The 25,990-nt window shown below is 60.8% G+C and carries 27 protein-coding genes; 5 read left to right on the forward strand and 22 right to left on the reverse strand.

Annotated elements, in window-relative coordinates; genetic code table 11:
• Positions 1 to 180 precede the first annotated feature (180 nt).
• Positions 181 to 1,152 carry a LysR family transcriptional regulator gene (locus QTJ18_RS01860; RefSeq protein WP_301557756.1) on the reverse strand — a complete coding sequence of 324 codons (972 nt, stop codon included), beginning with the start codon at positions 1,150 to 1,152 and terminating at the stop codon, positions 181 to 183.
• Positions 1,153 to 1,360: 208 nt separating this feature from the next.
• Here QTJ18_RS01860 and QTJ18_RS01865 point away from each other — a divergent pair, with 208 nt between their 5' ends.
• A complete protein-coding gene (locus QTJ18_RS01865) occupies positions 1,361 to 2,002 on the forward strand; it encodes a hydrolase (protein WP_252752318.1) in 642 nt (213 codons plus the stop codon).
• Between the two features lie 242 nt (positions 2,003 to 2,244).
• A complete protein-coding gene (locus tag QTJ18_RS01870) occupies positions 2,245 to 2,619 on the forward strand; it encodes a VOC family protein (RefSeq protein WP_252752317.1) in 375 nt (124 codons plus the stop codon).
• 57 nt (positions 2,620 to 2,676) lie between these two features.
• Here QTJ18_RS01870 and QTJ18_RS01875 read toward each other — a convergent pair whose 3' ends face one another.
• Both QTJ18_RS01875 and QTJ18_RS01880 read right to left on the reverse strand, forming a co-directional pair.
• Positions 2,677 to 3,075 carry a nuclear transport factor 2 family protein gene (locus QTJ18_RS01875; protein ID WP_252752316.1) on the reverse strand — a complete coding sequence of 133 codons (399 nt, stop codon included), beginning with the start codon at positions 3,073 to 3,075 and terminating at the stop codon, positions 2,677 to 2,679.
• A gap of 128 nt (positions 3,076 to 3,203) precedes the next feature.
• Positions 3,204 to 4,157, reverse strand: a complete 954-nt coding sequence (locus QTJ18_RS01880) for an NmrA/HSCARG family protein (protein WP_252752315.1) — start codon at positions 4,155 to 4,157, stop codon at positions 3,204 to 3,206.
• 135 nt (positions 4,158 to 4,292) lie between these two features.
• Between QTJ18_RS01880 and QTJ18_RS01885 the strand changes: the two genes are divergently transcribed.
• Positions 4,293 to 4,736 carry a winged helix-turn-helix transcriptional regulator gene (locus QTJ18_RS01885; protein ID WP_252752314.1) on the forward strand — a complete coding sequence of 148 codons (444 nt, stop codon included), beginning with the start codon at positions 4,293 to 4,295 and terminating at the stop codon, positions 4,734 to 4,736.
• A gap of 68 nt (positions 4,737 to 4,804) precedes the next feature.
• Here QTJ18_RS01885 and QTJ18_RS01890 read toward each other — a convergent pair whose 3' ends face one another.
• Positions 4,805 to 5,899 (reverse strand): aldo/keto reductase, encoded by a 1,095-nt coding sequence (locus tag QTJ18_RS01890; RefSeq protein ID WP_252752313.1) that lies wholly within the window; start codon positions 5,897 to 5,899, stop codon positions 4,805 to 4,807.
• Between the two features lie 96 nt (positions 5,900 to 5,995).
• Here QTJ18_RS01890 and QTJ18_RS01895 point away from each other — a divergent pair, with 96 nt between their 5' ends.
• Positions 5,996 to 6,886: a LysR family transcriptional regulator gene (locus tag QTJ18_RS01895; protein WP_252752312.1), complete on the forward strand. Its 891-nt coding sequence runs from the start codon at positions 5,996 to 5,998 to the stop codon at positions 6,884 to 6,886.
• A 39-nt stretch (positions 6,887 to 6,925) separates the two neighbouring features.
• Here QTJ18_RS01895 and QTJ18_RS01900 read toward each other — a convergent pair whose 3' ends face one another.
• The 4 genes from QTJ18_RS01900 to QTJ18_RS01915 are packed head-to-tail and all read right to left on the reverse strand — an operon-like array spanning position 6,926 to position 10,428.
• Complete coding sequence (locus QTJ18_RS01900) at positions 6,926 to 8,203, reverse strand: TRAP transporter large permease (protein WP_252752311.1); 1,278 nt, start codon at positions 8,201 to 8,203, stop codon at positions 6,926 to 6,928.
• The gene (locus QTJ18_RS01905; RefSeq protein WP_252752310.1) at positions 8,200 to 8,700 is read right to left on the reverse strand and encodes a TRAP transporter small permease; all 501 of its coding nucleotides are present in this window, start codon (positions 8,698 to 8,700) and stop codon (positions 8,200 to 8,202) included. Before QTJ18_RS01905 ends, QTJ18_RS01900 begins: the two co-directional genes overlap by 4 nt.
• A gap of 35 nt (positions 8,701 to 8,735) precedes the next feature.
• Entirely contained in the window at positions 8,736 to 9,410 is a 675-nt protein-coding gene (locus QTJ18_RS01910; protein WP_252752309.1) for a hypothetical protein, read from the reverse strand.
• Positions 9,411 to 9,414: 4 nt separating this feature from the next.
• Positions 9,415 to 10,428: a TRAP transporter substrate-binding protein gene (locus QTJ18_RS01915; RefSeq protein WP_252752308.1), complete on the reverse strand. Its 1,014-nt coding sequence runs from the start codon at positions 10,426 to 10,428 to the stop codon at positions 9,415 to 9,417.
• A gap of 97 nt (positions 10,429 to 10,525) precedes the next feature.
• Between QTJ18_RS01915 and QTJ18_RS01920 the strand changes: the two genes are divergently transcribed.
• Positions 10,526 to 11,401: an IclR family transcriptional regulator gene (locus QTJ18_RS01920; RefSeq protein ID WP_252752307.1), complete on the forward strand. Its 876-nt coding sequence runs from the start codon at positions 10,526 to 10,528 to the stop codon at positions 11,399 to 11,401.
• A gap of 134 nt (positions 11,402 to 11,535) precedes the next feature.
• Here QTJ18_RS01920 and QTJ18_RS01925 read toward each other — a convergent pair whose 3' ends face one another.
• From QTJ18_RS01925 to QTJ18_RS01990, 14 genes are all read right to left on the reverse strand, one after another.
• A complete protein-coding gene (locus tag QTJ18_RS01925) occupies positions 11,536 to 12,456 on the reverse strand; it encodes an aminotransferase class IV (protein ID WP_252752306.1) in 921 nt (306 codons plus the stop codon).
• A 33-nt stretch (positions 12,457 to 12,489) separates the two neighbouring features.
• Positions 12,490 to 13,266: an amino acid ABC transporter ATP-binding protein gene (locus tag QTJ18_RS01930; RefSeq protein WP_252752305.1), complete on the reverse strand. Its 777-nt coding sequence runs from the start codon at positions 13,264 to 13,266 to the stop codon at positions 12,490 to 12,492.
• 282 nt (positions 13,267 to 13,548) lie between these two features.
• Entirely contained in the window at positions 13,549 to 14,214 is a 666-nt protein-coding gene (locus tag QTJ18_RS01935) for an amino acid ABC transporter permease (protein ID WP_252752304.1), read from the reverse strand.
• 11 nt (positions 14,215 to 14,225) lie between these two features.
• Positions 14,226 to 14,891: an amino acid ABC transporter permease gene (locus QTJ18_RS01940; RefSeq protein WP_252752303.1), complete on the reverse strand. Its 666-nt coding sequence runs from the start codon at positions 14,889 to 14,891 to the stop codon at positions 14,226 to 14,228.
• A gap of 114 nt (positions 14,892 to 15,005) precedes the next feature.
• A complete protein-coding gene (locus QTJ18_RS01945; RefSeq protein WP_252752302.1) occupies positions 15,006 to 15,839 on the reverse strand; it encodes a transporter substrate-binding domain-containing protein in 834 nt (277 codons plus the stop codon).
• A 17-nt stretch (positions 15,840 to 15,856) separates the two neighbouring features.
• Positions 15,857 to 16,648 (reverse strand): GntR family transcriptional regulator, encoded by a 792-nt coding sequence (locus QTJ18_RS01950; RefSeq protein ID WP_252752301.1) that lies wholly within the window; start codon positions 16,646 to 16,648, stop codon positions 15,857 to 15,859.
• A gap of 123 nt (positions 16,649 to 16,771) precedes the next feature.
• Positions 16,772 to 18,037, reverse strand: a complete 1,266-nt coding sequence (locus QTJ18_RS01955; protein ID WP_252752300.1) for a glycerate kinase type-2 family protein — start codon at positions 18,035 to 18,037, stop codon at positions 16,772 to 16,774.
• A gap of 130 nt (positions 18,038 to 18,167) precedes the next feature.
• Complete coding sequence (locus tag QTJ18_RS01960; RefSeq protein ID WP_252752299.1) at positions 18,168 to 19,250, reverse strand: ABC transporter ATP-binding protein; 1,083 nt, start codon at positions 19,248 to 19,250, stop codon at positions 18,168 to 18,170.
• 31 nt (positions 19,251 to 19,281) lie between these two features.
• Complete coding sequence (locus QTJ18_RS01965; protein ID WP_252752298.1) at positions 19,282 to 20,109, reverse strand: carbohydrate ABC transporter permease; 828 nt, start codon at positions 20,107 to 20,109, stop codon at positions 19,282 to 19,284.
• A 3-nt stretch (positions 20,110 to 20,112) separates the two neighbouring features.
• A complete protein-coding gene (locus tag QTJ18_RS01970; protein WP_252752297.1) occupies positions 20,113 to 20,973 on the reverse strand; it encodes a carbohydrate ABC transporter permease in 861 nt (286 codons plus the stop codon).
• Positions 20,974 to 21,038: 65 nt separating this feature from the next.
• Complete coding sequence (locus QTJ18_RS01975; RefSeq protein ID WP_252752296.1) at positions 21,039 to 22,289, reverse strand: ABC transporter substrate-binding protein; 1,251 nt, start codon at positions 22,287 to 22,289, stop codon at positions 21,039 to 21,041.
• Between the two features lie 38 nt (positions 22,290 to 22,327).
• On the reverse strand, positions 22,328 to 23,461 hold the full coding sequence (locus QTJ18_RS01980) for a mannonate dehydratase (RefSeq protein WP_252752295.1): 1,134 nt from the start codon (positions 23,459 to 23,461) through the stop codon (positions 22,328 to 22,330).
• 200 nt (positions 23,462 to 23,661) lie between these two features.
• The gene (locus QTJ18_RS01985) at positions 23,662 to 24,858 is read right to left on the reverse strand and encodes a mandelate racemase/muconate lactonizing enzyme family protein (protein ID WP_252752294.1); all 1,197 of its coding nucleotides are present in this window, start codon (positions 24,856 to 24,858) and stop codon (positions 23,662 to 23,664) included.
• A gap of 35 nt (positions 24,859 to 24,893) precedes the next feature.
• Positions 24,894 to 25,682: an IclR family transcriptional regulator gene (locus QTJ18_RS01990; protein WP_252752293.1), complete on the reverse strand. Its 789-nt coding sequence runs from the start codon at positions 25,680 to 25,682 to the stop codon at positions 24,894 to 24,896.
• Positions 25,683 to 25,990: the final 308 nt, after the last annotated feature.

Below are 25,990 nucleotides of genomic sequence, written 5' to 3' on the forward strand. Positions count from 1 at the left end.
CAGGAAAGGCGGCTCTCGGGCCGCCTTTTCTGTTCTGGGTCCGGCTTGCCGGCGAAGACCGTGGCATGCAGGCGTCTGACTGGAGCGCGACGAGGATCTGCGGCGCCTTGGGCATCGACCTGCGGTCGGGAGACCTGCAAATTTGCTCACGATGCCTCCGGAAAGGGGCACCGCCAAGGGTCAGTCGGCAGTCCCGCCGCTGAAAAGGCCCCGGTCCCAGACGGGCTCGCCTCCGAATTCTCCGACTAGAAAGTCAATGAATTCGCGCGCGCGTGCGGTCTGGTTGCGCATTGACGGATGCAGCGCATACATGGCGATCGGAGGCCGCATGTGCTTCGCCAGCACGATCGAAAGCGCGCCACGCCGTACGGCGTCGTGCACAATGAAGGTCGGAAGCATGGCGATGCCGAGGCCCGCAATGGCCGCCTCCCGCACCGCATCGCCGTTTCCGAAGGCGAGCCGGCTGGCCACGTTGGGGACGAGGTCATCGGCAAACCGCCAGTAAGAGGCTTCCTCACGATTCGAATAGACCACGCCGGGAAAGTTCGAAAGATCCATGGGCGTTCGGGGCGTGCCCAGGCGTTGCAACAGGGCCGGGCTGGCAACGCAGGCATGGCGAATGGTGACAAGCCGCCGCGCCACGAGCGAGGAATCCGGCAGATCCGCAATCCGGATCGCCAGGTCGAAACCGTCACGAATAAGGTCCACCATACGATCGTCTGTGTCGATCGACAGCGAGACGGCCGGATGCAGTTCCAGAAACCGGCCAACCGCCGGCGCAAGGCAGTGGGCCGTGAAAGAGACTGGCGCGGCGATGCGGATTTGCCCTTTCAGTGCGCGGCTTGCATTGGATGCTTCTTCCTCCGCTTCTTCAAGGCTCAGCAGGATCGCGACCGCTCTGCCATGGAAATCGCGTCCGGCGTCTGTCAGTTGGACTCTGCGCGTCGTTCGGTCGAAGAGCCGTACACCAAGCCTGTCCTCCAACTCCCGGATTCTGCGGCTCACCGCAGATTTGGCCACACCGAGCCGATTGGCGCCCGCGGCGAAACCGCCAGCCGAGACAACAGCAACAAGGATCCGCAAGTCTTCAAATCGATCGGCCATTCGACTCATATGACGTCGAACGGATCGCCGAGCAACGGGAAAGTTCACATCCCGAGAACAGATAGTGCTCGACTGCGTGGCTTCCGGAGAACAATGGCGGCCGTATATGTCAGCTACTCTTGCAACAGAGGCAACCGCAGTGGGTGCAAGACGATGCGAACCTGGTCAAGGAGTAAGGTGGTTCCGGCAGGACCGACATCACCCGAAGCCTGGATGGGCCCATCTCTTCGCACCTCAACCCCGAGGATAACCGAGAATGACAAGCGAGCCGATCCGCAACCGCCTGAACGACCAACTCATCACGCCGGAGAATTCCGCTCTCCTCATCATCGACTACCAGCCGATCCAGGTCTCGTCGATCCGCTCGATGCCGCGCGACGAGCTCGTCTTCAACATTGTGAGCACGACCAAAGCGGCTCTGAACTACAACGTCCCGATCATCCATTCGACCGTCAATGTCGAATCCGGACGCAACAAGCCACCCATCCAGCAGCTCCAGGACATTATCGGCCATTTGCCGACCATTGATCGAACCACCGTCAATGCCTGGGAAGACGTCGAGTTCAAGCAGGCGGTCAAGGCGCTCGGGCGCCGCAAGCTCATCATCACCGCCTTGTGGACGGAAGTATGCCTGGCCTTCCCGGCGCTCGACGCTCTTCAGGAAGGGTTTGATGTCTACGTCCCGGTAGACGTCGTCGGCGGGACGTCGGTCAAGGCGCACGAGGCTGCGCTGCGCCGGATGGAACAGGCAGGCGCCAAGCTGACCAGCCGCGTCCAGTTGTACTGCGAATTCCAGCGCGACTGGGCGCGCGAGGCGACCCTTCCCGGTTTCATGGATGTCTTCGAAAGCGCAGACGGCTTCAACCCTGAGAAAGCCGCAGCTGCCGGGACCGCCTGAGGCCTGGTCGAGCATCTGAGACGAGACGGTCGCGGTGGCGAGAGATCGCCACCGCCTGCCGATCGGAGGCGAGGCGTGTCGAAAGCGCAGCCAGTCGGGGCGATCTCTGATATGGAGGCGGTTCGGCGTGCGCTGCGACGTCTAGGAAGGCATTCGACGGATAGCCAGCAGACTGTCAGCGCAAGGTCGAGTGGTAAGCGTCAGGACGTGCATCACCCGAAGAACCCGATTGGAGGAAAGCCATGTTCACTCACGTCATGATCGGCAGCAATGACCTGGAGCGATCCAGACAGTTTTATGATGCCACATTTTCCGCCCTTGGCGGCAAGCCCGGCGAAATGGATGCGAGGGGCCGCCTGATCTACGTGCATGACGGGGGCCGGCTGATGATCACGAAACCGATCGACGGCAAACCGGCGACGGCAGCCAATGGAGGAACGATCGGTATAGGTGCCGCCAGCAGCGATCATGTTCTTGCATGGCATTCTGCCGGCATTGCGCATGGTGGCACTGCCATCGAAACCCCGCCCTCGGAGCGCCCGAACGGCGCCTTCGTTGCATATCTTCGCGATCCGGATGGAAACAAGCTGACCGCACGGACTCAACCCACGGCGTAATCGGGGATCTGGCAAGGTCGGATCTGCGTCAGGCGGGGCGCGCATCAAAGCCGAGCCTTACCCAAACACTTCGAGAACGTGGAGCAAGTCGGTATATTCGCGCAGCTTGGCGATCTTGCCGTCCCGGATGGTGAAGAGCAGCGCATAGTCGTTCTGATAGGTTTTTCCGGATCTGGTCGTTGCATGCGAACGGGATTCGACCGCGACCATGTCGCCTTCGCCGATGATGCTGACGATCTGCATATCCAGGCCATCGGAATAGGCTGACAGCATGGCGCGGATCATCCGTGCAGCCTCCTCTTTTGTCTTCGTGCCCGATGAGGGAAAGAGGTGCGGCTTGCCATTGACCCACCAGGTCGCATCGTCTGTCATCGCATCGATGAGACCATCGGCATTCGAGGTCTTGAACTGGTCGCAAAACGCGCGCACGAGGCGCTTGTTGTCTTCAACGCTCATTTGGGTCCACAATCTTGGTTTGGGTTTCACTTCGGGCAAGAGAAAGCCCCGCCGGCAAAGGGAATCGCGGCAGGGGCCGGAGCTTCGGGAGAGGCGGGTTGATGCCGGCCTCGGGGCCATCGGCCTGGTCAGAGCCCGAACGGTCGGTTGCCGCCGCGCCAGCCCGAGGTTTTCAGGAAATCCTTCCAGGTAAGCGTGTCCGGATTCAAGCGCCGGCTCCAATCCAGATCGTGTTCCCCGCCAAAATAGCCGTATTCGACAGCATATTCGACCATGCCGATCAGCTCCTGCACGAGGAGATCATTAGCGCCGAACGCCGGAAAATAGTGCAGGAGTTCGTCGCGCGTGTAGGCGCTGCGATATTCGGCCTTGAGGCCTGTGACGGTCTGAAACGTGTCAACCATTTCCCGTGGCGAAATGATATCGCCGACGATCGGCAGGGTCTTTCCCTTGAAAGTATCGGGATCGGAGAAGACAGAGAGCACGGCAGGTCCCGTTGCGGTCGTCGGGTCGACGAATGGTGCGCGGAAGTCTTCGGGAAGATAGATCGGCATGAGAAGCGTATCCCCCTTCACCTGGGGAACGTAATATTCGAGCAGGTTCGTGTAGAAGAATGCCAGCGACACGAATGAATGCGTCACGGGTAGGGTGCGGATATAGTCAGCGACCAGAGCCTTGTCGGTGAAATGCGGGCTGAATTTCCGGCCCCCGGTGATCTTGTCGACATTCTCCAAGGTCGAAAAGATGATGTGGCCGACGCCGGCCTCCACAGCAGCGTCGGCGAGCTGTTTGCCGAGCGCAAATTCGGCATTGTCCTGCGGTTCAAGCTGAGGGGTCATCAGATAGGCGCCATCGGCACCCTGGAATGCTGCCACAAGATCCTTTTGATGACCGAGCCCAGGCGGCACCGCAACAATCTCTGCACCCAGGTCCGCCAACCCGCGGGCTTCCGTTGAATTGCGGTTTCTGGTCAAAGCGCGGACCCGATACTGTTTGCTGTTCAGCAAGGTCGTCGCGACGCTGCGTCCCTGCTTGCTGGTTGCGCCGACGATCGAAATGAGCGGTTTGTGGTCGTGAGACATCGAAGCTTGGGTCCTCGTCTAGGTTCAGGCATCGGAAGGGCGCATCCGGGCGTCGATGCGTCCGTCTTCCCATGCAAGCTACATAAGACTAAGCTGCGTCTGCAGTAAGTACGTACAAAGAGAGCATGTAGTATCATGAATGATAGTACCCCCGTTAAGCGGATACGCCGTACAGCGACGAAGACCGGATGCGCGGTCGAGGCGACCATTTCGGTCATTGGCGGTGTCTGGAAACCTGTCATTCTCTTCCAGTTGCTTGGCGGCAAGATGCGATTCAACGCGATCTGTCGTCTCATTCCTGCAGCGACACCGCGAATGATCACGCTTCAACTGAGGGAACTGGAGACCGACGGCATTATCCGCCGGATCATTTACCCGGAAGTGCCGCCCAAGGTGGAGTACGAGTTGACGGAGCTCGGCTTCTCACTGGAGCCTTTGCTGGTCAGCATGTGCGACTGGGGGGAAAGGCTGCAGGCCATGCATGGCATCGCCTGCGACACGGGAAATTGCAGGCCACGGTCTCGGGCGGTTTCGGCGGGCCAGCCGGATGCTTTCGCCCCGGCTACCGTCGGTGAGTGACACTGGATAATAAAAGTCCGCGATGGCGCGGGTCCTCCGGCGCCATCGCCGCCGTATGGCTGCGCCGATCACCAGCGTCGCACGTCCTGCCCGCCAAACAACTGGCTGATCGGCAGCTGGAAGATGAAATAGGGATTGATCAGCGGCATCGCCGTCGCCGCCTCCAATCGGGCCAGATGCGCAGGCGTGAGCGCCACATCGAACGCGGCGAGGTTCTGCTGCAACTGCTCCACCCGGCTGGCGCCGATCAGCACCGAGGACACGCCGGGCCTCTCCACAACCCATTTCAGCGCGACCTCAGCCGGCGAGCGGCCGATTTCCGATGCAATTGCCTTGACCACATCGACGATATCGAAATTCCGCTCGGTAAACAGCATGCCGCCGAACGGATTGTCGCCGTTCAACCGGCCGCCGCTCCCTTCCGCGCTCACCTCGGCCCCGCGGTCCGGCATGGCCGCGGCACGCGCCGCGTCCGCAAGCTTGTCGCGGCCGTATTTGCCGGTCAGCATGCCGGCCGCGAGTGGGCTCCAGGGCACGAGGCCGAGACCGAGCTCCTGGCCCGCTGGAATGAGATCAAGTTCAACGCCGCGCTCGATCAGCGAATAGGCATATTGCAGACCGATCGGCTTTGGCAGGCCATGCGCCTTAGCAAGCATTGCGATCTTCGTGACATACCAGGCGGGCGTGTTGGAGAAGCCGTAATGCAGGATCTTTCCGGAGCGGACGCCTTGCGTCAGTGTCTCAAGAACCTCTTCCGCCGGCGTCGTGCGATCCCAGACATGGATCCAGTACATGTCGATATAATCCGTCTGCAGCCGCTTCAGCGAGCTTTCGATGGCCAGACGGATGTTCTTCGCACCATTGCCGCCCCAGAGTGGCGTGCCCTGGCCGCGGGGAAAGCCGGATTTCGTGGCGATGACGAGGCGGTCGCGCTGCCTGCTATCGGTTAGGAATCGACCCAGCATGGACTCGCTCTCCCCGCCGGAATAGATGTCGGCCGTGTCGATGAAATTTCCGCCGGCCTCCACATAGGCATCGAAAAGGGCGCGGGAGGTTGTCTCGCTGGCGCCCCAGCGCCCTGCGCCGAAGGTCATGGTGCCGAGCGAAAAGGGGCTGACGATCAGTCCGGATTTGCCAAGTGTGCGGTAGCTCGTGAGGTTCATCTGCGGTCTCCTTCTGTCTTGTCACGGGATGTACGCGCATCAAGGCATGAGGATTAGCCCTTGCCGGTGGCATGAACCTGTGAGCAAGTTGCAGTAATGGAACGCGGTGAACTCAATGATCTCCTGGCCTTCGAGGCGGTGGCCCGTGAGCGCAGCTTCACGCGCGCGGCGGCTATGCTCGGAATGTCACCCTCTGCGCTCAGCCATGCGATGCGCGGCCTGGAGGATAGGCTTGGCGTGCGTCTGCTTGCTCGCACCACGCGCAGCGTCGCCCCAACCGAGGCGGGCGAGCGCCTGTTGCAATCGCTTCGGCCGGCGCTGTCAGGGATCGAAGAAGGGCTGGAAGCGCTGCGGGACTGGCGGGACAATCCCTCGGGCACTGTGCGCATCACCACCTTTGCCTATGCCGCCCGCATGGTTCTCTTGCCAAAGCTTCCCGCCTTCCTCCTCGCCCATCCGGATATTCGCGTGGAGGTCAATATTGACGACGGGCTGACGGACATTATTGCCTCGGGCTTCGATGCGGGCATCCGGCTGGGGGAGGCGGTGGCAAAGGATATGATTGCCGTGAGGCTCGGGCCGGACCTGCGCACCGTCGTGGTTGGAACGCCCGATTATTTCAGGCGGTATCCGCCGCCCGAAACCCCTTATGACCTCAGCCGCCATGCCTGCATCGGCTATCGGCTGACGACCTCGGGCGGGCTCTTGCCCTGGGAGTTCGAGAAAGGTGGCAAGGACATCAGGATCTACACCGACGGACCGCTTGTCGCCAATGACGGCGACCTGCCTGCCGCCGCCGTTCGTGCCGGCGCGGGGCTCGGCTATATCATGGAACACGACGTGGCCGATGAAATCGCGTCCGGCGCGCTTGTCCAGGTTCTCGCCGACTGGTGCCCGGCCTTTCCGGGTTTCCACCTCTATCACCCCAGCCGACGGCAATCGCCGCCGGCACTGCGCGCACTGATCGCGGCGTTGAGAGCACCGTGAAAGCCCGCAACGGCAGACGATCATGATGTTTCGCCATCGTCAGTAGAACCACCGTGCGGGCACGGTGACGAGCGACGGGAACAGAACGAGCAGGAACATCAACACGAATTGCGCGATCATGAAGGGCATGACCCCGGCCACGACCTGATCCATCCGCAACTTCCCGACACCGGCTACGGTATTCAAGACAACGCCGACCGGCGGCGTGATCAATCCGATCGCGCAGTTGATCATGAAGAGAACGCCGAAATAGACGGGATCGATGCCCGCCGTTTTGACAAGCGGCATGAGCACCGGCACCAGGATCAGGATAGTGGGCGAAAGATCGAGTGCCGTGCCGACCAGCATTACCAGGACCATGATCGCGATCATCAGCATGACAGGATTGTCGATCAGTGGCTCGAGCAGGCTGATGACCTGCTGGGGAATGTTCGCAACGGTAATGAGCCAGGCGCTGACGGCGGCGGCCGCAACCAGGAACATCACGACTGCGCTCGTCCTCGCCGCATCCGAACAGGCTTTGTAAAGCTGCGCCGGCGATAGCTCGCGATAGAGGACCATGGAAACGAAAAGCGCATAAACCGCCGCAACAACACCGGCTTCCGTCGGCGTGAAGACGCCCATTTTCAGGCCCGCAATGATGATGACGGGCAGACCGAGCGCAAACAGCGCCTCTCGCATCGCGGTCAGGACTTCCATCTGCGACCTGCGCGGCAGAGGCTGAACGTCCTCCCGGCGGGACACCAACCACCATGTTAGGCACAGCGCCACTCCCAGCATGATGCCCGGCGCAATGCCGGCCATGAAGAGGCGGGAAATGGAAACATTGGCCGTCACGCCGAAAATGATGAAGCCGATGCTCGGCGGAATAACGGGCGCGACAATCGACGAGGCCGCAACCAGGCCGGCGGAGCGTGCCGGATTGTGACCGGCGGCGTTCATCATCGGCAGCAGGAGCGCGGCAAGCATGGCCGCATCGGCAACGGCCGAGCCTGAGACCGCCGCCAGCATGAGGGCGGCAAGGATGGTGACATAGCCAAGCCCGCCATGAATATGGCCGACCAGCGTCATGGCGAAGTTGATCAGACGGCGGGACAGGCCGCCCGTATTCATGATTTCTCCAGCCAAGAGGAAGAACGGGACCGCAAGCAGTGGGTAGCTGTCTGCTCCATGGATGACGTTCTCGGCGATTATCTGTGCGTCGAACATGCCCAGATGCCACATGAGGATCGCGCCCGAGACGAGGAGGGCGAATGCGATGGGAACGCCCACCGCCATGGCGGCGAGCAGGGAGGCGAGGAAGATCGTTATCGTCACAGCTTTTCCTCCGCCACCATCGGCGAGCCGGGAAGGTCACCCCGCAGCAGACGGATCATTTGCTCGAGCAGCACTGCCGCGGCGGAGACGCCGAACACCACGCCTGATCCGTAGAACCACGCCACCGAAAGATCGCTCGATGGCGCCGTGACGTCCCAGTTCAGCATGGTCTGCGTCAACGATCCGGAAAACAGGAGCCAGCAAATCCACAGCATCAATGCCTGCGCGATCAGAAGGCAGATCAATTTGCCCCTCCGCCCAAGGCGGGAGATCAGGAAGTCAGTCCCCAGATGCTGGCGCTCGCGAAGTGCTGCAATGCTGGCAAAGAAGGTCAACCAGACGAACAGCCAACGGGAGAGCTCCTCGGCAACCGTGATCCCTGAATTGAAGGCATAGCGGAGGACGACATTTCCAAAGACGAGCGCCACCATTATCGCCAGGAGGATGACGGCGATGACCTTCAATGCGCGGCAGTAGTGATAGATGAGCGCTTCCATGCTCCAAACCCCAACCCGAATGACATTAAGCTGGCCTAGACGTCCTGCGGTGTCACGGCATGGACGAGCCTGAAGATGTCGGATCTCTGCTCCGACTGCGCCCCGTTCGAGATCAGGACGGCGGGACTGAGCGACGTCGCCCGGACATCTTCCAGCGCAGCACGACTATGGCCCGAGAGCAGCACGACCCAATCTGCAACGGCGTCACCGCCGCGGATCCGCTGTTCCGCCGTTTCCGAGGATTGCGGCGTATCGGTTCTCACGAGATGTGCGCCGACGATGCCCACCTGTTCAAGCGAGGCGATCAGCGAGGTCTTCAAGAAGGTCTCCAGCGCATTGTCCTGACCGGGCATCGGGGAGAGCCTGATCGTTGCCATATAGGTGGCGATGCCGCAGCCGCTGCTGGCAACGATCCTGCTTTGACTTCGGATCATGCCGCTATGCCGCGGCATCATCTTCGTTGACCAGGAAGTGGGATTGTTCAGCCGAGCCAGATAGGCATCGGATGTGAGCGTATCGTAGCTTTCCAGTTCGTACATGACGAAGAAATCGCCATTGCCCTCCCGCTGCCACCGTGAACCACGGTGGAAGCCTGGAATGCCGAGACGCTCCGGGAGATGCTCCTTTGAATGCCATTCGTGGAATTCGGTTCGATATTCGTCGGCCACGGTCCACCACATGACGACAGCGGCATTACCCAGGATCGGCATGCTCTCAACCGCCCTTTCGCATTTTCTCAAGTTCGGCCTGAGCCTTGCCCATCACGGATGCGCCGGCTTCCGACGCGAACTTGTCGACTACGGGCTTGGACGCGGCCCGCAGTTCCTCGACCTGGGCCGGGGTCAGTTCATTGACCTCCATGGCCTTGCCGAGATTCTGGATGGCGGTTGCTTCCTGCTCCTGCACCAGCTTGCGGCCAAGTTCCTTTGCGTCGGCGGCCGCGTCCGAAATGATCTTCTGCTCATCGGGCGAAAGCGATTTCCACGCTTTGCCGCTCATGAGGAATGGCATGCCGGTATAGATATGTCGGGTAATCGAGAGGTATTTCTGCACTTCGGCGAACTTGGCGGATGTGATGACCGCCAAGGGATTATCCTGGCCATCGATGGCACCCGACTCTAGTGCGCCATAGACCTCGCCGAATGTCATCGGCACGGGGTTTGCGCCCAGTTGCTTGAACAGATCGATGTAAACCGGTGCCGCGATCACGCGCAGCTTCAGCCCTGAAAAGTCCTTGACCGACGTGATGGGCCGCTTGCTGTTCGTCATATTGCGAAAGCCGAGATCCCAGACGCCCAAGCCGTGGATGTTCGAAGCCTCCAGCTTGCTCATCAGCTCCGTTCCGACCGGGCCGTCGCTCAGGGCATAGGCCTCTGCCGAGTTGTTGAACATGAAGGGAAGGTCGAAGACCATGAATTCCTTGTTGATCCCGGCAAGCAGACCAGTCGCCATGATGGTGAAATCAAGGGTGCCGCCGCGTACCGCGGAGAGGTTCTGCTGGTCGCTTCCGAGCACCGCGCCCGGATAGAACGAGACTTTGAGCTTGCCGCCGCTTTTCTCCGCGACGTCGTCTGCGAATTTCTTGCCCGCGACGCCGAGCGGATGGTCCGCGGCAAGGCTCATCGCAAACTTCAACTCGCGCACCTCCTGACCATTGGCGGAAAACGCCAACAGCGAGAGAGCCACACTCATCATCAAGCCGCAGGCGCGGCGGGTCATCGTCGTCATGATATTCCTCCCGTGAGAGAGCCTCCCGCCCTCTTCGACCAGTGCAGGATACTGAAAACTCGAGCCTAGTCCACAAAAATATGACGCTGTTCAATTTTTGAATGACTTTCAATTTTTGCAATACTGGCGTAATGGTATATGGCCAGACGAGCCAGGGAGGATGATGGAAATGAGCGGCGCGATCGATAAGACCCTTGGAATTTTGGAATATCTGGCCAGGCGCCCGGAAGGAGCGGAGCTTGGAGAGATCGGGACCGACCTCAACCAGTCGCGCAGCGGATGCCACCGGACGCTGAACGAACTCATCTCGTATGGATATGTGCGCCAGACGGCAAAAGGCGCCTATCGGCTGACGACGAAACTGCCGGCCATGGGGGTCAACTGGCTCAGCAAGTCGGGACTTGTCGATATCGCTCAACCCACGCTGCAGCGGCTCGCCGAGAAGTCAGGAGAGATGGTGCGGCTGGGTATTGTCGATGGCGACAGACTCACCCTGATCACGAAAGCCCAGGGTCCGAATTCCGGCGTGGTCTACGATCCGGATCTCGGCATAGATCTAAAACTCTCCTGCAGCGCCGCCGGCCACGCATTGCTGACTACCCTGACAGATGAGGAGGCCACAATGGCCGTCAGTCGCCAGGGATTCGGTCAACCGAAGGATTTCGGTCCCAATGCCCCGACGACGATCCCGACGCTGCTTGCAATGCTGCAGGAGCATCGTCGCCGCGGCTTCAGCCTCATCAAGGAAGTCTACGCACCGGGAATGAATTCGATGGCCGCCCCGGTCCAGCGGCGTGGCGAAGGCGTGACTGCTGCCGTTGTGATCGCCGGACCCGCGATCCGCTTCACCGAGAAACGCATGCTCGCGTGTGGCGTGGATCTGCTGGCGGCCGTCGCCGAACTTGCATTGCTTGGTAACGCATCGCCGCTTCTGGAAGCTCAGGGTCGGGGCACATGGGGAAACAAGGGATAGGGACGGACCGATTCTGCGACCGAACCGCGGCTCGCACGTCACCGCCGCGGCAGGTCGCCGGACCCTCCGGCGGCACTTTCCGGCACTTTCCGGCAGTCTTGATGATCGTGCCCGCGAAGCGGGGCGGCCGCTGATCAGCTGTCGAGGTAGGCTGCGTAAAGATCGGCAATGCGCTGCGTAACCGGACCCGGCTGCCCGTTGCCGACCATGCGGCCGTCGATCTTCGTCACAGGCGTGATACCTCCCAGCGTTCCGGTGACGAATGCTTCAGACGCCGCATAGACCTCCGCCAGTGTGAAGTCCTTCTCGCGCACCACATAGCCCGCATCTGCGTATAGCTTGATGACCTTCTTGCGGGTAATGCCGTTGAAATTAAACCGGCCTGTCGAAGTCCACACTTCCTCGTTCCGAATGATGAAAAAATTGGTCGAGTTGCAGCTGGCGACAAAGCCGTGAGGATCCAGCATCAGGGCCTCGTCGGCACCGCAATTGATCGCCTGGATCAATGCATGGATGAAATTGAGCCGGCTGTGGGAGTTGAGGCGAAGATCGAAGACATCCGGCGTGCTGCAGCGCACGGTCGATGTCATCAGCGTCAGTCCCCTGGATTTGGATTCGGGCTTCGGCACCTTGAACTCCGCCACGATGACGATCGTCGCCTGTCCAAGGGCAAAGCGCGGATCCTGGTTCGGCGTCTTCTTCTTGCCGCGCGTCACCATCAGGCGGGCATGAGCGCCGTCCGTCATGTCGTTCTTGCGGAACGTCTGCCACAAGGCCTCGGTGAGGTCCGTGCGGCTCATGCCGATATCGAGCTGGATCGAGTTTGCGCCTTCGTAGAGCCGGTCCAGATGCTCCTCCAGCGCAATGATCTTGCCCTTTACCAGCCGAACCCCTTCCCAGACGCCATCGCCGAGGACAAAGCCGGCGTCGAAGACGGAGACTTTCGCCTCGTCGCGCTTGAAGAATTCACCGTTCAGGTAGATGAGGACCTCGTCATTGCGGTGGTCGGCGACATAGCCCTGGGAGCTCGTATTGCTGGCGGCAACTGTGTTCATCTTGATTGTCCTTGGAATGTGAGTTGGCCGAATTCAGAAGCCGAATTCGGTAAAGCGTTCGAGAAAGGCGCGCGTACGTTCCTGCTGCGGGTTCTTCAGAACCTCGTCGGGCGTACCGACCTCGTGAAACACGCCGTCCGCCAGAAAGATTACTTTCGTGGCGAAGTGGTAGGCAAAGCCGAGCTCATGCGTCACGAGAAGCATCGTCCGGCCCTCGTCAGCCAGCTTGCGAATGACCCGCAATACCTCGCCGACCAGTTCCGGATCGAGCGAGGAGGTCGGCTCGTCGAACAGCAGGATCTCCGGCTCCATCGCGAGCGCGCGCGCAATGGCGACGCGCTGTTGCTGGCCGCCGGAAAGTCTGCCGGGATAGGCGTCGAGCTTTCTTTCAAGACCCACCTTTTCCAGCTCGCGCTCGGCTCTTTCGCGAGCAAGCGCGCGCTTCATGCCTTTCACCGTCAGCAATCCTTCCATGACATTCTCCAGAACCGTCATGTGCGGAAAGAGGTTGAACTGCTGGAACACCATTCCGACACGTTCGCGCACCGCGCATAATTCGGCTTCCGGATAGCGGCGGGCGCCGGTGCGACCGGCCGGCTTGCCGATCTCCTTGCCATCGAGCGCTACCGTGCCGGCGCTCGGCATTTCCATGAAGTTCAGGCAGCGCAGGAAGGTGCTCTTGCCGGAGCCGCTGCCGCCGATGATGGCGATGCGCTCTCCGGCTGCGACCGAGAAATCGATCCCCTTGAGCACATGCAGGTCGCCGAAGTGCTTGTGTAGATCGGTGACCCGAAGAATGGGTTCATGCATTGCGTTAATCTCCTTAGGGTCAAAACTCAATCAGGATTTGGAGCGTGGTATGAGAGAAAATCGTTCAGTTCGAGGAGCGAAGCCGCCGGTGGATCCAATATCCATCAAGACTTCGCGACGTGGAAATGGGCGATTTTCGCCATATCCCTACGGGACGCGGCGGATTTTGCCTGCGAAGGCGTCGAACAGTCTTTGTGGAGTTTTGCTCCACGGCAGCCTCTTCTCCTATTCGCAACACAAAATCCACTCGCGCCACGCCCGAAACCTGATTGAGTTTTGACCCTAAGCCTTCTCTGCCATGCGCCGCTCGAGGCGGGCGGAGAGCCAGGTGCCGGGATAGATGAGGACGAAGTAGATGAAGGCGACCGTCGTGAGGATTTCGAGCGGGCGGTAATAGGTGGAACTCAGCAATCTTGCCTGGTACATCAGCTCATGCACCGACAGCACCGAAGCGAGAGACGACATCTTCGCGACCTCGATGGCGCGGTTCGTGAAGGCCGGCAGCATTCGCTTCAGGACCTGCGGCAGGATGATGCGCCGCAGGATCATCGATCGGCGCATGCCGAGCGCGCGTGCTCCTTCCCATTGACCCTGGGCGATGGACTGGATGCCGCCGCGGAAAATTTCCGCGGAATAGGCGGAGGTGTTGAGGGTCAGGCCGAGCAGAGCGGCAGTGAACGGCGAAAGCTGGACGCCGATGATGATCGGGAATGCGTAAAAGAACCAGATCAACTGGATCAGGACGGGCGTGTCTCTGAAAAGTTCGATGTAGAGAAGGCTCGGCACTCTCAAGGCTGGCGATTTTGAGATACGGGCCAGCGCGAGGATGAGGCCCGCGAAAAGCCCGATGAGGATGCTGGGAATCCAGAGCTGCACCGTCACCAGCAATCCCCGCAGCAGGACCGGCAGGCTGCGGAGCAGAAGGTCGAAATCGATCTCATAGGTCATGGCGGTCCTCCTCAGCGATAGGCCGTCAGGCGCGCTTCGGCGAACCGGGCAAGAGTGCTGGCTGTGACGAGAAGGACGACGTACATGAGAGCAATGGTCGTGTAGACTTCGAGCGGCCGGAATGTGGCGCTGTTGACCAGCATGGCCTGGTAGAGGAGGTCGGCATAGGCCAGCGTCGAGGCGAGCGCGGTCGTCTTGGTGAGTTCGAAGGAACGCTCGACGAAAGGCGCGAACATGCGGGCCATCGCCTGGGGAAGAATGACCCGCCGCATCAGCTGCGCATGCCGCATGCCGAGCGCTCGCGCGCCTTCCCACTGTCCCTTTTCGATGGAGACGATACCGCCGCGAAACACTTCCGCATAGAAGGCGCCGGACTGGGTGGACAATGCCAGGACCGCCGCGACAAAGGGATCGAGGCTAATATTGGCCACGACCGGCAGCGCATAATAGAACCAGAAGAAATGGATGATGGGCGGCGTATTGCGGTAGAACTCGATGAAGGCCGTGGCGGGTGCGGACAGAAGCTTGCGTGGCGACAGCTTCAGAAATGCCAGCAGCAGACCGACAATCACGCCAAATACGATGGATATGCCGGCAATCTTGACCGTGTTGATGAGCCCGGTCAGCAAGAGGTCCCAGCGAGACCATACCCCGGAAAAGTCCCAGTCATAGCTCATGAAGCGAGTGACCCTTTGAGGTGAGGAGCGCCGAGATCACCGGGCGGATGCTCCCGGTGATCCGTGCAGTGGCGATCGGTCGACAGAAGCCTCCCGCCGCCCGCTCGCTTGATGTTATTGCCAGGCTTCCTTCACGAGACCTGGAATGCCGGTCGGATCGATGCTCTTCGATTTCAGGTAGCCATTGAAAATCTGATCCGGCACGCCGGCTTTGTAGAGCTCGGCAAATTGCTCGCTGACCCAGGTGCGGAAGGCCGGATCGCTCTGCTTGCGCAGGCCCGCACTTGTCGGCACGGGATTGACCGGTGTCGGCAGGATGACCTTGCCGAGCTTCAGTCGGGAATATTGCACGACGAGAGCCGGATGGAACTGCACCACGACATCCACCCGCTTTGCGGCAAAGGCGGCTATTGCTTCATCATTGTTGGAAAAACGGTTGATCTCGGCATTCTTGGCCATTGCCGTGATGTTCTTGTCCAGCGAGGTGCCAAGCGTGACGCCGATGCGTGTGCCTTGCTTGTCCAGCTCTTCCCAGGTTTTGACTGGCGAGTCTGCAGCGACCAGGGCGCCCATCGCATAGTAGAAGAGCGGCGCTTCCGGAAAGTCGATGGCTTTGCGGCGCTCTTCCGTCGGGTCGAGTACGAACATCAGATCGATCTGGTCTGCCTGAAGGGCGGCAACCGCATTGGCCCAGGTCGTCTCGACCGGCACAAGCGTCGCGCCGAGGTTGGCGGCCAGTTTCTCGCCCATGGCAACGCCGACACCGGTCCATTTTTCCGTCATCGGATCTTTGAAGAACCAGGGCTCTGCCGATGTCACGCCAATGCGGAGCTGCTTGTCTTGCTTGATACGGTCAAGCGTCGAGGCGTCCTGGGAGAAACTTGGCGCCGCAAGGCTCAGGAGTGCCAAAGTGGTTGCGGCCATGATTGTTCTGCGTGTCGTTTTCACGTGTTCTTCCTCTGAGCTTAACCTGATCTCGGCCTTTGCGGCTCTTGTTGTTTGATTGTCTGCGGGTTCTGGTTCCGTGCGCTGGCGGCATTCGTCGCGCTCGCTATGTCTGAGACCTTGGCCGCGCCGTCCTGTAGCGACAGAAGAAAGTCTTCCGTCTGCTGTCCGCCGCGCGCCATATGCGAGCGAATCTCGCTGCGCATGGCGTCCAGGCTCTCTCCCAGCGCATTGTCGACATAGCTGTCGTGCCCGTCCCGCCGGGGGCCGCGAATGCCATGCGCCCGGTGGTGCGAGGCCCAGTAAAGTTGCAGGCGACCCCGAATGCTCTCCCACATCTTCTGCAGGATCTTGTGGCCGGATACTTCGTAGACAAAGCCATGCAGGCGCAGTTCGGCATCGATGGAGGCGATGTCATCGCCAAGATCAATACAGCGCGTCAGGTTCGCCTGACAGGAGAGGAGGCCTTCCCTGAAGGCGCCATCCCGCCTTTCCCAGACCTGTTCGAAGGCGAAAATTTCGAGATTTACCCGCATGGAATAGATCTCGCGGACGTCTTCGACGGAGAGATCCACGACATGGGTCCCCGTATAGGGGATTGTCACGAGCAGGCCTTCGTCAATGAGCTGGCGCATGGCCTCCCGCAGCGGACCGCGGCTGACGCCGAACTGCTCGGCAAGGCTCTGCTCCGTGACCTGCGTGCCCGGCAGGATCTCCCCCTGGAGAATGGCGCTCCTCAAGCCTTCTGCGATATGGGCGCGGAAGGTCGCTTTCGGGATCCGCAGGAAGCCGCCTTTCGCCTGAACGCTCACAATCCGCTCCTGTCCATCATCGATTGTCAACAATCAATCATGTGACCGGGTGGTCGTCAAGCGGTTTGCGCTAGGACCTTCCGGTCGGTCGAGCCACTGCGATTAAGAAAAGCGGGCGAGTGATCAGGATACGAAAATGGCCCGGAAGTCGTTCACATTGGTCAGGGTCGGGCCTGTCCGGACGAGGTCGTCCAGCCGATCGAAGAGACTGTAGCTGTCATGCGCTGCCAGATAGGCCTGTGGATCGAGGCCGAGATCTAAGGATCGCTGCAATGTGTCAGGTGTGATGAAGGCGCCGGCGGCATCCTCGGTGCCGTCAATCCCGTCTGTATCGCCCGAAAAGCCCCAGATTCCGTCATGGCCCTTCAGAGCTAAGGCAAGGCTGAGGAGAAATTCCGTATTGCGCCCGCCGCGACCGGCGCGGCGACCAAGCGTGACGGTGGTTTCGCCGCCTGACAGGAGAACGGCTGGACCATTGACGGGAAGGCCATGCTTTCGTGCGGAGCGGGCAATGCCGCTCATGACGATACCCATCTCGCGCGCTTCGCCCTCCAGTGCATCTCCGAGGATCAGCGTGTTCACCCCGGCGGCGCGGGCGATGCGGGCCGCCGCAGCCAGTGCCAGGGACGGCGCCGCGACGATCCGTACCTCGGTTAAGATGTCGTCCGGTTTCGGCGTTTCCTTGCCCTCGTCAAGCACGGCTTCGGCGGACTTCGGCAAGCGGATATGCCGCCGCGCGATGATCTGCCGAACCATTTCGATCGTCGAGTGATCGGCAACCGTCGGACCGGATGCGATATCGGAAGGGTCGTCGCCCGGTACGTCCGAGATGACGAGTGAGACGAGCCGGGCGGGCCGTGCGGCCAATGCAAGCTGACCGCCTTTGAGCCGCGACAAATGCTTGCGGACTGCATTCATGTCGCGGATGGTCGCGCCGCTCTTTAAAAGTTGTTCATTGATGTCCTGCTTCTCGGCGAGGGTCATCGCGCCGGCAGGAAGCACCATGAGAGAAGAGCCGCCCCCGGAGATCATCGCAATGACCAGATCATCTTCCGTCAAGCCCTGAACCGCCTGCAGAATGCGACGTCCTGCCTCAAGGCTCCTGTCATCCGGCACCGGGTGAGCCGCCTCAATGATCTCGATGCGGCCGGCCGCCACGCCATGTCCGTAGCGGGTGACTACAACGCCGGAGACATCGACATCGGGCCATGCGGTGTCCAGCGCCGCGGCCATGGCAGCAGAGGCTTTTCCCGCTCCGATCACCACGCATCTGCCGATCGGCTTTTCCGGCAGATTGCGCAGCACTGCCGCGGAGGGTGCCGAACTCTGGATTGCGGCATCGAACATCTGGCGCAAGAGGCGGCGGACGGTCTCATCATTCCAATGCATTGCGAATAGTCTCGTTGGGTCGTCAAAGCAGTGATCTGCGGCGTCTGGACCTGCCTTGGCTTTGCATCGACGCCCGGTCTTTTCGATCTGGCGACGGCGAAGTCTGGCAAAGGCAAGCCTCGGGCCAAGGTCAGACGGAAAGCCTTCGGCCGTTCTCGGTCGCTTCGAAGAACTGGACCTTGTCTTGTTGCGGGCGAAGCCAGATCGTCTCTCCGGGCCTCAGCCGAGACCTTTCCTTGACGACAACGGAGAGGCGTGTGCCGCAAGCCGAAGCGATGACAACGGTTTCCGGACCGGTTGCTTCGACAACCGAGACCGTCGCGGGAAAGGCCATGGCGCTGTCCTGGGGCACGATGGCCAGTTCTTCCGGCCGGATCGCCAGGACGACGTCGACATCCTTGGGGAGGTCAGGACGGAGAGGAAGCGGAATCCGCGTTCCGTCCGACGCGATGAAGGCCTGGCCTGCCGGCCGCTCCAACTGGCCCGCGACGAAGTTCATGGCCGGCGAGCCGATGAAGCCGGCAACGAAGCGGTTGGCCGGCCGGTCATAAAGATCGAGCGGGTGGCCCACCTGTTCGATATGGCCATCGCGCATGACGACGATCTTGTCGGCCATGGTCATCGCCTCGATCTGGTCGTGGGTCACATAGACCGTGGTCGCGCCGAGCCGCTGGTGCAGTTCCTTGATCTCCGCGCGCATCTGCACGCGCAGCTTGGCGTCAAGATTGGACAGAGGTTCGTCAAACAGGAATACTTGCGGATTGCGGACGATCGCCCGTCCCATGGCCACACGCTGGCGCTGGCCGCCGGATAGCTGTTTCGGCTTGCGATCCAGCAGCGGCTCGAGCCCGAGAATGGCGGCGGCATGTTCCACCGCGGTATCGATTTCGGCCTGCGGCTTTCCGGCAAGCTTCAGGGCGAAACTCATATTCTTGCGGACGGTCATATGCGGATAGAGGGCATAGGATTGGAACACCATGGCGATGTCGCGTTCCTTCGGCCGGACCGTATTGACCACCCGGCCGCCAATGCTGATCGTGCCGCCGGAAATTTCCTCAAGACCGGCGATCATCCGCAGCAAGGTGGATTTGCCGCAGCCGGACGGGCCGACGAGAACGACGAATTCTCCGTCCTCCACCGTCATGTCCAGTTCATGCAGCGCCCGATAGGACCCGTATCGCTTTACCAGCTTGTTCAATTCAACTTGAGCCAAAGGCCATTCCTCCCAGTATGATGAGCGTCCGTCAGCCCTTCGTTGCGCCGGACATGAGACCGCCGACGAACATGCGCTGCATCACCAGAAAGATGAGCGCGATGGGCACGGTCATGACGAAGGATGCCGCCATGACCGCACCCCAGTCGGTGTCGAATTCGGTCGAGAACTCCGCAAGGCCGATCGGCAGCGTCTTCATCTCCTTCTCGGTGGCGAAGGACAGCGCGAAGACGAATTCGTTCCAGGTGGCGACGAAGGAGTAGAGTGTGACGGCAATGATGCCGGGCGTGACGAGCGGCAGCGAGATGCGGAAAAGCACGCCGAGCTGGCTTGCACCATCGATGATCGCCGCGTCCTCCAATTCCTTCGGGATGCTGCGGAAATAGCCCGTCAGCATCCAGACGCTGAGCGGCAGCGTGAGAATGAGGTAGACAAGGATCAGGCCGAGATAGGTGTTGATCAGGCCCAGATAGTTGAGAACGATATAGAGCGGTACGATCACGGTGGCTGTCGGCAGAAGCTGTCCGATCAGGACGAAGGCCAAAGCTGCGGAACGGCCGCGAAAGTCGAACCGGGCAAAGCCGTAGGCTGCGAAGATCGCAAAAACCAGCGCCAGGAAGGTGGAGCCCACCGAGATGATCAGGCTGTTGACGAAATAACGGGGGATGTTCGATTCGAACAGGACATTGCGGAAGTTGTCGAGTGTCGGCGGCGATGGCAACCACTGCGGCGGTATGGTGTAGAGCTGCGACAGCGGTTTGAACGCCGAGACGGCCATCCAGAGAAAGGGGAAGACGGCGATCACGACCAGGATCAGGACGGGCAGGGCGATGAGAGCTGTACGGCGTCTGTCGCGCATGGGTCAGTCCTTTTCCTGCGCCGCGAAGACGCGCATGTAGAGTATGATGATGACGCAGATGAACAGGAAGTAGACGACCGACAGCGCGGCAGCGCGGTTGAACTCGAAATACTCGAAGGCCTGCACATAGATCTGGATGGGAAAGATCATCGACCGGTTGGCCGGCCCGCCGCCGGTGATGGAATAGATGATCGTGATGCCGTCCAGCGCCCAGATCGTGAGCAGCAAGGTGATGGAGACGAGCACCGGGCGCAGCTGCGGCAGCATGATGTGCCAGATCTCGTGCCAGAAGCTGGCGCCGTCGACCCGCACCGCTTCATAAAGCTCCTCGGGCACGGATTGCAGGCCCGCCAGCACCATGACCGCGACGAAGGGAAACATCTTCCAGGCATTGACTGCAATCAGCGCCGGCATGACGGTATTGGGATTGGTCAGCCAGCCGATCGGTTCTGCGATGATCCCGACCTGCATCAGCATGTAATTGATGATCCCGTAATCGGTGTGGAACATCCAGGCCCAGGTCATGGCGGCGACAATGCCCGGCACCACCCACGGGATCAGCATCAGCGAACGCACCAGCGAGCGGCCGGCAAAAGTCTGGTTCAGCAGGATCCCGGCCAGAATGCCGAGAAGCAGCTGGAAGACCACCGAGCCGATCACATAATAGGCCGTGTTGAAGAGGATCAGCCTTGTCGAGGGCGCGCTGATGGCAATGTTGAAGTTGCGCATGCCGGCAAAGGCACCATTGGCATCCGTGACGCTGAGCTGCGCTGTGGAGACCATCGGATAGACGATCAGCGCGGCCAACAGCAGCATGGTCGGCAGGATGAACCAGATGCCGGGATTGATGTTTCGCAGTGTCATGAGAATGTCCGATGTTATGCGCCCGGCCCCAGCGGCCGGGCGCGCCACTCACCGTCCCGGGAGGATCACTGCGTCAGCAGCAATTTGATTTCTTCGGCCGCCGCATCCATGGATTCCTGCACCGTGCCGCTCTGGAGCAGGGCTTCCTGCAGATGGTTGTAATAGACCTGGCCGATCTGGCCCCATTGTGGAATGGCCGGCTGCGGGCGGGCATGCTTCAGCATTTCCTTGTGCGCATCCATGATCGGGTCTGCAAAGCGCTTGTCGTTAAGGCCAGACATCGCGGCGGGAAAGGTCGTCGTGTAAGCGGCCTGGCGCTCTGGCTTGGCCATGAAGGCGGCAAGCTTGATCGCGGCCTCCTTGTTCGGCGCGGCAGCCGGAATGATGAAATTCCAGCCGCCCAGGATGGCTGCCGTCTCCTTGCCTTCCGGATGCGGCAGCGGGCCGACGCCGATCTCGATATCCGGCGCCGCGGCGCGGATGCGCTCGATATCGGATGTGGCGCCAGGAATCATCGCCACATTGCCTACCTGGAACAGCCGGCGCAGGGCGTTGGAATCGTTTTCCAGCGTCGAAGGTGGCGATACCTTGTGGGTGGTGAAGAGATCGACATAGAGCTTCACCCCTTCCACCGATGCCGGCGAGTTGATGATGACCTCCTTGTTGTCCGGCCCGAGAATGCCGCCGCCATTCATCCACATGAAGGGCAGCGAGCGGAACAGCGCATTGCCGGGCTGATCGGCGCCGCCGCCGGAGACACCATATCCGAATACCTGCTGGCCCTTGCTGTTCTTGCGGGTCAGGGTCTTCGCCATCTCGACGAATTCGGTCCAGGTCTTTGGCGGTGTCTCGGGATCGAGGCCGGCTTCCCTGAAGGCACCCTTGTTGTAGATCAAGGCATGCGCTTCCGCCTGGAAGGGCAGGCCGTAGAGCTGCCCCTGATAGGTCGCTGTATCGAGGCTCGCCGGCAATATGTCCTGGAAGTCCACGCCTGCCGCGGTAAGCTTGTCCTTCAGCGGTTCGAGCTTGCCGGTCTGTGCCAGCGGGATGTTTGCGCCGTTCTGCACATCGATGAGGTCGGGCGTGCTGCCGGATTGCAGCGCGACCAGAATCCGGCTTTGCAGACCGCCGGCGACATTGGCTTCGACGCGGATCGTGACGTCCGGATTCTCCTTCATGAACTCCGCGGCATAATCCTTGGCCTTCTGCTCATTCCAGTTCATCGTCCACCATACGAGGTCGGCGGCGGATGCAAGGCTTGCCTGTGACAGCAGCAGGGCAATCCCCGCCGCCAGTGTCTTCGTCATGCGTTTCATGGTCATTCTCCTCCCTAGAACCTGTTGAAGCCGAAAGCTCAGACCGTCTCCCCAACGGCAGCATTCGAATTGGACCGGGCACCCGCCGAGGGACCCAGAAGCTGTGCATGGTTGATAAGCGCCCGCATGTAGCCGATCGTGTAGGCCATGCCGGCATGCCAGGGCGCTTTGCTGTGGACCTCCGGGACATGGTCGGGAACCATGATCCCGTCGAACTTCTCCTCCCGCAGGATCCGGACGATTTCGGCCATATCCACATCGCCATTGTCGACGAAGGTCTCCTCGTAATGCGGGACCTTGCCGCGCACATTGCGGAAGTGCACATAGGCGATACGTCCGGCGCGGGCGAAGCGCCGCGTCGTGTCATAGACATTGCCGGTCGTCATTTCCTGCAGCGAACCGATGCAGAATTCCAGCGCATTGGACGGGCTGTCGATAATGGATGTGAGCCGGTCGTATTTCGAGGGCTGGTTGACGAGGCGCGCAGTGCCGCGCAGGGTCTCCATCGGCGGATCATCCGGATGCGCCGCCAGCCGTACGCCTGCCGCTTCGGCGACCGGTACGAGCTCCTTCAGGAACCACTCGAGCCGCTGCCATAGTTCCGCTTCCGAAACCGTGATCGGTGCAGCGCCTTCGACGCCGGGCCGAAAGCGCATGTTCCACACCATGCCGTCGGGGATCGGCGCCTGCGCGTCGAAGCAGCTGGCATCGAAGACGGAGGTCACGGCGCCGCCGCGGCCGACCGGCAGGCGTCGCCAGCCCCAGACGCCGGCAAGCGAGAAATTGTAGCCGATCACCTTGATGCCGGCGCGGCCGGCATCCTCGACAAGCCGCTTCAGCGCGTCCATCTGGGCGGTCTTGCGCGGACCGTCGAGCAGGATATCCGACCAGAAGTTCGGCGCAAAATTCTCCATGGCTGCGACGTGCAGGCCATAGTCGCCCAGCATGTCGACAACGCTCTTCATATAGTCGTAGGTCCAGAGCGTTTCGTCCGTGCAATCGCCGAGGATCGGCCCCGGCTGGCCGCCGGTCAGATAGGGCTGCGGGTCTTCGGCCGGCCGGTAGCGGCCGAGATGGATGACGACATCCTCGATCCCGAGCTGCTGCGCAAACATGGCATTGTCGCGGTTCAGGCGTTCGCCCGACAGCGTCATTCCGACCCGGATGGGCATGCACTCCTCCTTTGCATCCCGTCGCAATCAGTTCAAATATGAACGTCATGTGTTCGTATTAGAATGAGCTGTGCCAGGGTCGCTGTCAAGCAACATATGCGGGAAAAAAGGGCCGTCGCCTTTCGGAGCGCAAGGACAGGCGGGTTCGCGCCGCGCCCGATAGGCGAAACGTTGATTTTGACGTCCAGCACGGGCTGAAATCAGTCGAAGAAGCCGCGATCGTCTTCCGCGAGATAGTCGATCGCCTTGTCGACGATGAAATCCACGCCCATGCCGGGCCGGTCCCAGACGTCGACAAAGCCATCCTTGACGATGGGGTTGGGCAGGCCCTCGACGATGTCGTACCACCAGTCCGGCTCGCCGATGGGAATCTCGAAGGCGATGTAGTTCTGGGGCAGGGTGGCGGAGACCTGAACCAGCGCCGCCAGCCCGAGAAGACCATTCGCCGTGCCGTGAGGCGCAAACAGCAGACCGTGGATTTCGGCGTATTCCGCAACCCGTTTCAATTCGGCAATCCCACCCACATCGCAGGGGTCGGGACCGAGAATATTGACGGCGCGCGTTTCGATGAGCTCGCGGAAATTCTGGCGCAGATAGATCTGCTCCCCGGTATGGATCGGCGTCGTCGTGCTCATGGTCAGATCGCGATAGGCCGGCGCACCCACATAAGGGGTTTGATCGCCGGTCAGAATATCCTCGATCCACATGAGGTTGAGCGGCTCCATTGCCTTGGCGAATTTTTTCGCGTCCGGCAAAGTCCAGCCCGGTCCGCAGTCGAGCGCCAGGCCCACCGTGTCACCTGTCACCTCCTTCATCGCCTCGACACAGGCGACAACATGGTTGAACCCCTTTTCCGTCAGATAACCGGTGTCCCGCAATCCTGGCATGGGCTTGGTCGTCACTTCGCCATAATGGAAATCCGGGATCTGACGCGCCATCGGGCTGTGGAAGGCGATCGGCTGCTTGATGATGGTGAAGCCCTCCGGCCGGTCCATCATCTTCCTGCAGTCGGCAGCGTAATCATCCGGCCGCCAGCCGGTCATCGGGAAGCGAACGCCGCCGTTATAGACACGCACTTTGTCGCGCACCTTGCCGCCCAGCAATTTGTAGACCGGCACACCGGCCGCCTTTCCGGCAAGGTCCCAGCAGGCCATTTCGATCGCGCTGATGGCGCTGCCCCAGGGTTTGAACGCGCCGCGGTGGCGGATGCGTAGCATGACGCGCTCCACATCCGTCGGATCCATTCCCAGGATCATCTCGCGCAGCAGCAGGATGTGATCCTTCGCATAGGGTTTCCAGAACTCCACCTGGCCGTAGCCGGAAAGCCCCTCATCCGTCACAAGGCGCACGACAGGGTGGCGCCCCAGAAGCGCACATTTCACATCGATGATCTTCAATTCTTCCTCCCGCGGCCGCCGATGCGGCGGCTCGATCAAATATCCGGAATGCGACTGGAGATGTCGGCGGCGGAATCGATCACCATGTCGCGCAGCCGGTCGCGCTCCTCATTTTCCTTGTCCGCCGCCAGATAAGGAATGCTCAGCGCTGCGATCACGCGGCCGGAAGGCGCGGTGACAGGGGCTGCCACGGCCCAGACGCTGCCGCCATGCTCGCCGCGGTCGCTTGCCCAGCCCTGCTTGCGAATGCGGTTGAGTTCGCTCGAAAGCTTTGCCGCATCGGTAATGGTGCGAGGCGTGTATTTGGCCAGCGGTGCCGCAAGGACCCGGTTGACCGCATCCGGATCCATATGCGCCAGCAGCATTTTGCTGGCGGCGCCGGCATGAAGCGGAAAGGCCTGACCGACGGCGGGGTTGAGCGCATATTGTCCCTGTCCCGCAAAGCTTGCCACCACCACCACCGCCTGATTGTCGAGGACGGACAGTTTGTTGGCCTCGCCGGTCGCTTCGGCAAGCTTCTTCATCGTCGGCTGCGCCACCGCCACCAGGTCGAAGGTCGCTTCCGACCGCACCTTGGAAGCAAGGCTGAGCAGGCGCGGTCCAAGGACATAGGTGCCGTCAAGACGACGCTGCACGACGTTATGCGCATGCAGCGTGTTGAGGATCCGGTAGACCGTACTGCGCGGCATGGACAGCTGTTCCGACAGGCCGCGGATCGTCTCGCCCGCCGGCTGAAGCTCCAGCGAAGACAGGATCTCCATCATCCGCTCCAGAACCGGAACGCCGTTCTTGTCCTTGTCGTCTTGGTTGGTCTCGTCGCTCATCCAGTATCCGTGCCCATCAGTCAGTTACGAATGAAGTAAATTCTCATTTGGAGCAATAACCGATTTTTCCCGGCTCGGCATCATTCCCTCATTGACACCGGCTTTGTCAACATTCATTCTGAAATGAACAGTAGCAGTTTAAATGTGAACGAGTCGGGCTGATGGGAGTCGGCCGCAGGGGAGGATCGCAGTGAATTGGCCGGGGTGCGCCATGCTCGCCCGTGCCTGGCGCAAATGGCGCGAAGTCGGTGGTAGACCGCCAGCGACGAAAGAAATTTCAAAGACTTGAACCTTTTGACGCCGCTCCT

Source organism: Rhizobium sp. SSA_523 (genome assembly GCF_030435705.1).
GTDB lineage: Bacteria > Pseudomonadota > Alphaproteobacteria > Rhizobiales > Rhizobiaceae > Neorhizobium.

Coding starts and splice junctions, on each gene's coding strand:
- QTJ18_RS01865 (WP_252752318.1), top strand. CDS start 1,361: ATGACAAGCGAGCCGATCCGCAACCGCCTGAACGACCAACTCATCACG.
- QTJ18_RS01870 (WP_252752317.1), top strand. CDS start 2,245: ATGTTCACTCACGTCATGATCGGCAGCAATGACCTGGAGCGATCCAGA.
- QTJ18_RS01875 (WP_252752316.1), bottom strand. CDS start 3,075: ATGAGCGTTGAAGACAACAAGCGCCTCGTGCGCGCGTTTTGCGACCAG.
- QTJ18_RS01880 (WP_252752315.1), bottom strand. CDS start 4,157: ATGTCTCACGACCACAAACCGCTCATTTCGATCGTCGGCGCAACCAGC.
- QTJ18_RS01885 (WP_252752314.1), top strand. CDS start 4,293: ATGAATGATAGTACCCCCGTTAAGCGGATACGCCGTACAGCGACGAAG.
- QTJ18_RS01890 (WP_252752313.1), bottom strand. CDS start 5,899: ATGAACCTCACGAGCTACCGCACACTTGGCAAATCCGGACTGATCGTC.
- QTJ18_RS01895 (WP_252752312.1), top strand. CDS start 5,996: ATGGAACGCGGTGAACTCAATGATCTCCTGGCCTTCGAGGCGGTGGCC.
- QTJ18_RS01905 (WP_252752310.1), bottom strand. CDS start 8,700: ATGGAAGCGCTCATCTATCACTACTGCCGCGCATTGAAGGTCATCGCC.
- QTJ18_RS01910 (WP_252752309.1), bottom strand. CDS start 9,410: ATGCCGATCCTGGGTAATGCCGCTGTCGTCATGTGGTGGACCGTGGCC.
- QTJ18_RS01915 (WP_252752308.1), bottom strand. CDS start 10,428: ATGACGACGATGACCCGCCGCGCCTGCGGCTTGATGATGAGTGTGGCT.
- QTJ18_RS01925 (WP_252752306.1), bottom strand. CDS start 12,456: ATGAACACAGTTGCCGCCAGCAATACGAGCTCCCAGGGCTATGTCGCC.
- QTJ18_RS01930 (WP_252752305.1), bottom strand. CDS start 13,266: ATGCATGAACCCATTCTTCGGGTCACCGATCTACACAAGCACTTCGGC.
- QTJ18_RS01935 (WP_252752304.1), bottom strand. CDS start 14,214: ATGACCTATGAGATCGATTTCGACCTTCTGCTCCGCAGCCTGCCGGTC.
- QTJ18_RS01940 (WP_252752303.1), bottom strand. CDS start 14,891: ATGAGCTATGACTGGGACTTTTCCGGGGTATGGTCTCGCTGGGACCTC.
- QTJ18_RS01955 (WP_252752300.1), bottom strand. CDS start 18,037: ATGCATTGGAATGATGAGACCGTCCGCCGCCTCTTGCGCCAGATGTTC.
- QTJ18_RS01965 (WP_252752298.1), bottom strand. CDS start 20,109: ATGCGCGACAGACGCCGTACAGCTCTCATCGCCCTGCCCGTCCTGATC.
- QTJ18_RS01970 (WP_252752297.1), bottom strand. CDS start 20,973: ATGACACTGCGAAACATCAATCCCGGCATCTGGTTCATCCTGCCGACC.
- QTJ18_RS01975 (WP_252752296.1), bottom strand. CDS start 22,289: ATGAAACGCATGACGAAGACACTGGCGGCGGGGATTGCCCTGCTGCTG.
- QTJ18_RS01980 (WP_252752295.1), bottom strand. CDS start 23,461: ATGCCCATCCGGGTCGGAATGACGCTGTCGGGCGAACGCCTGAACCGC.
- QTJ18_RS01990 (WP_252752293.1), bottom strand. CDS start 25,682: ATGAGCGACGAGACCAACCAAGACGACAAGGACAAGAACGGCGTTCCG.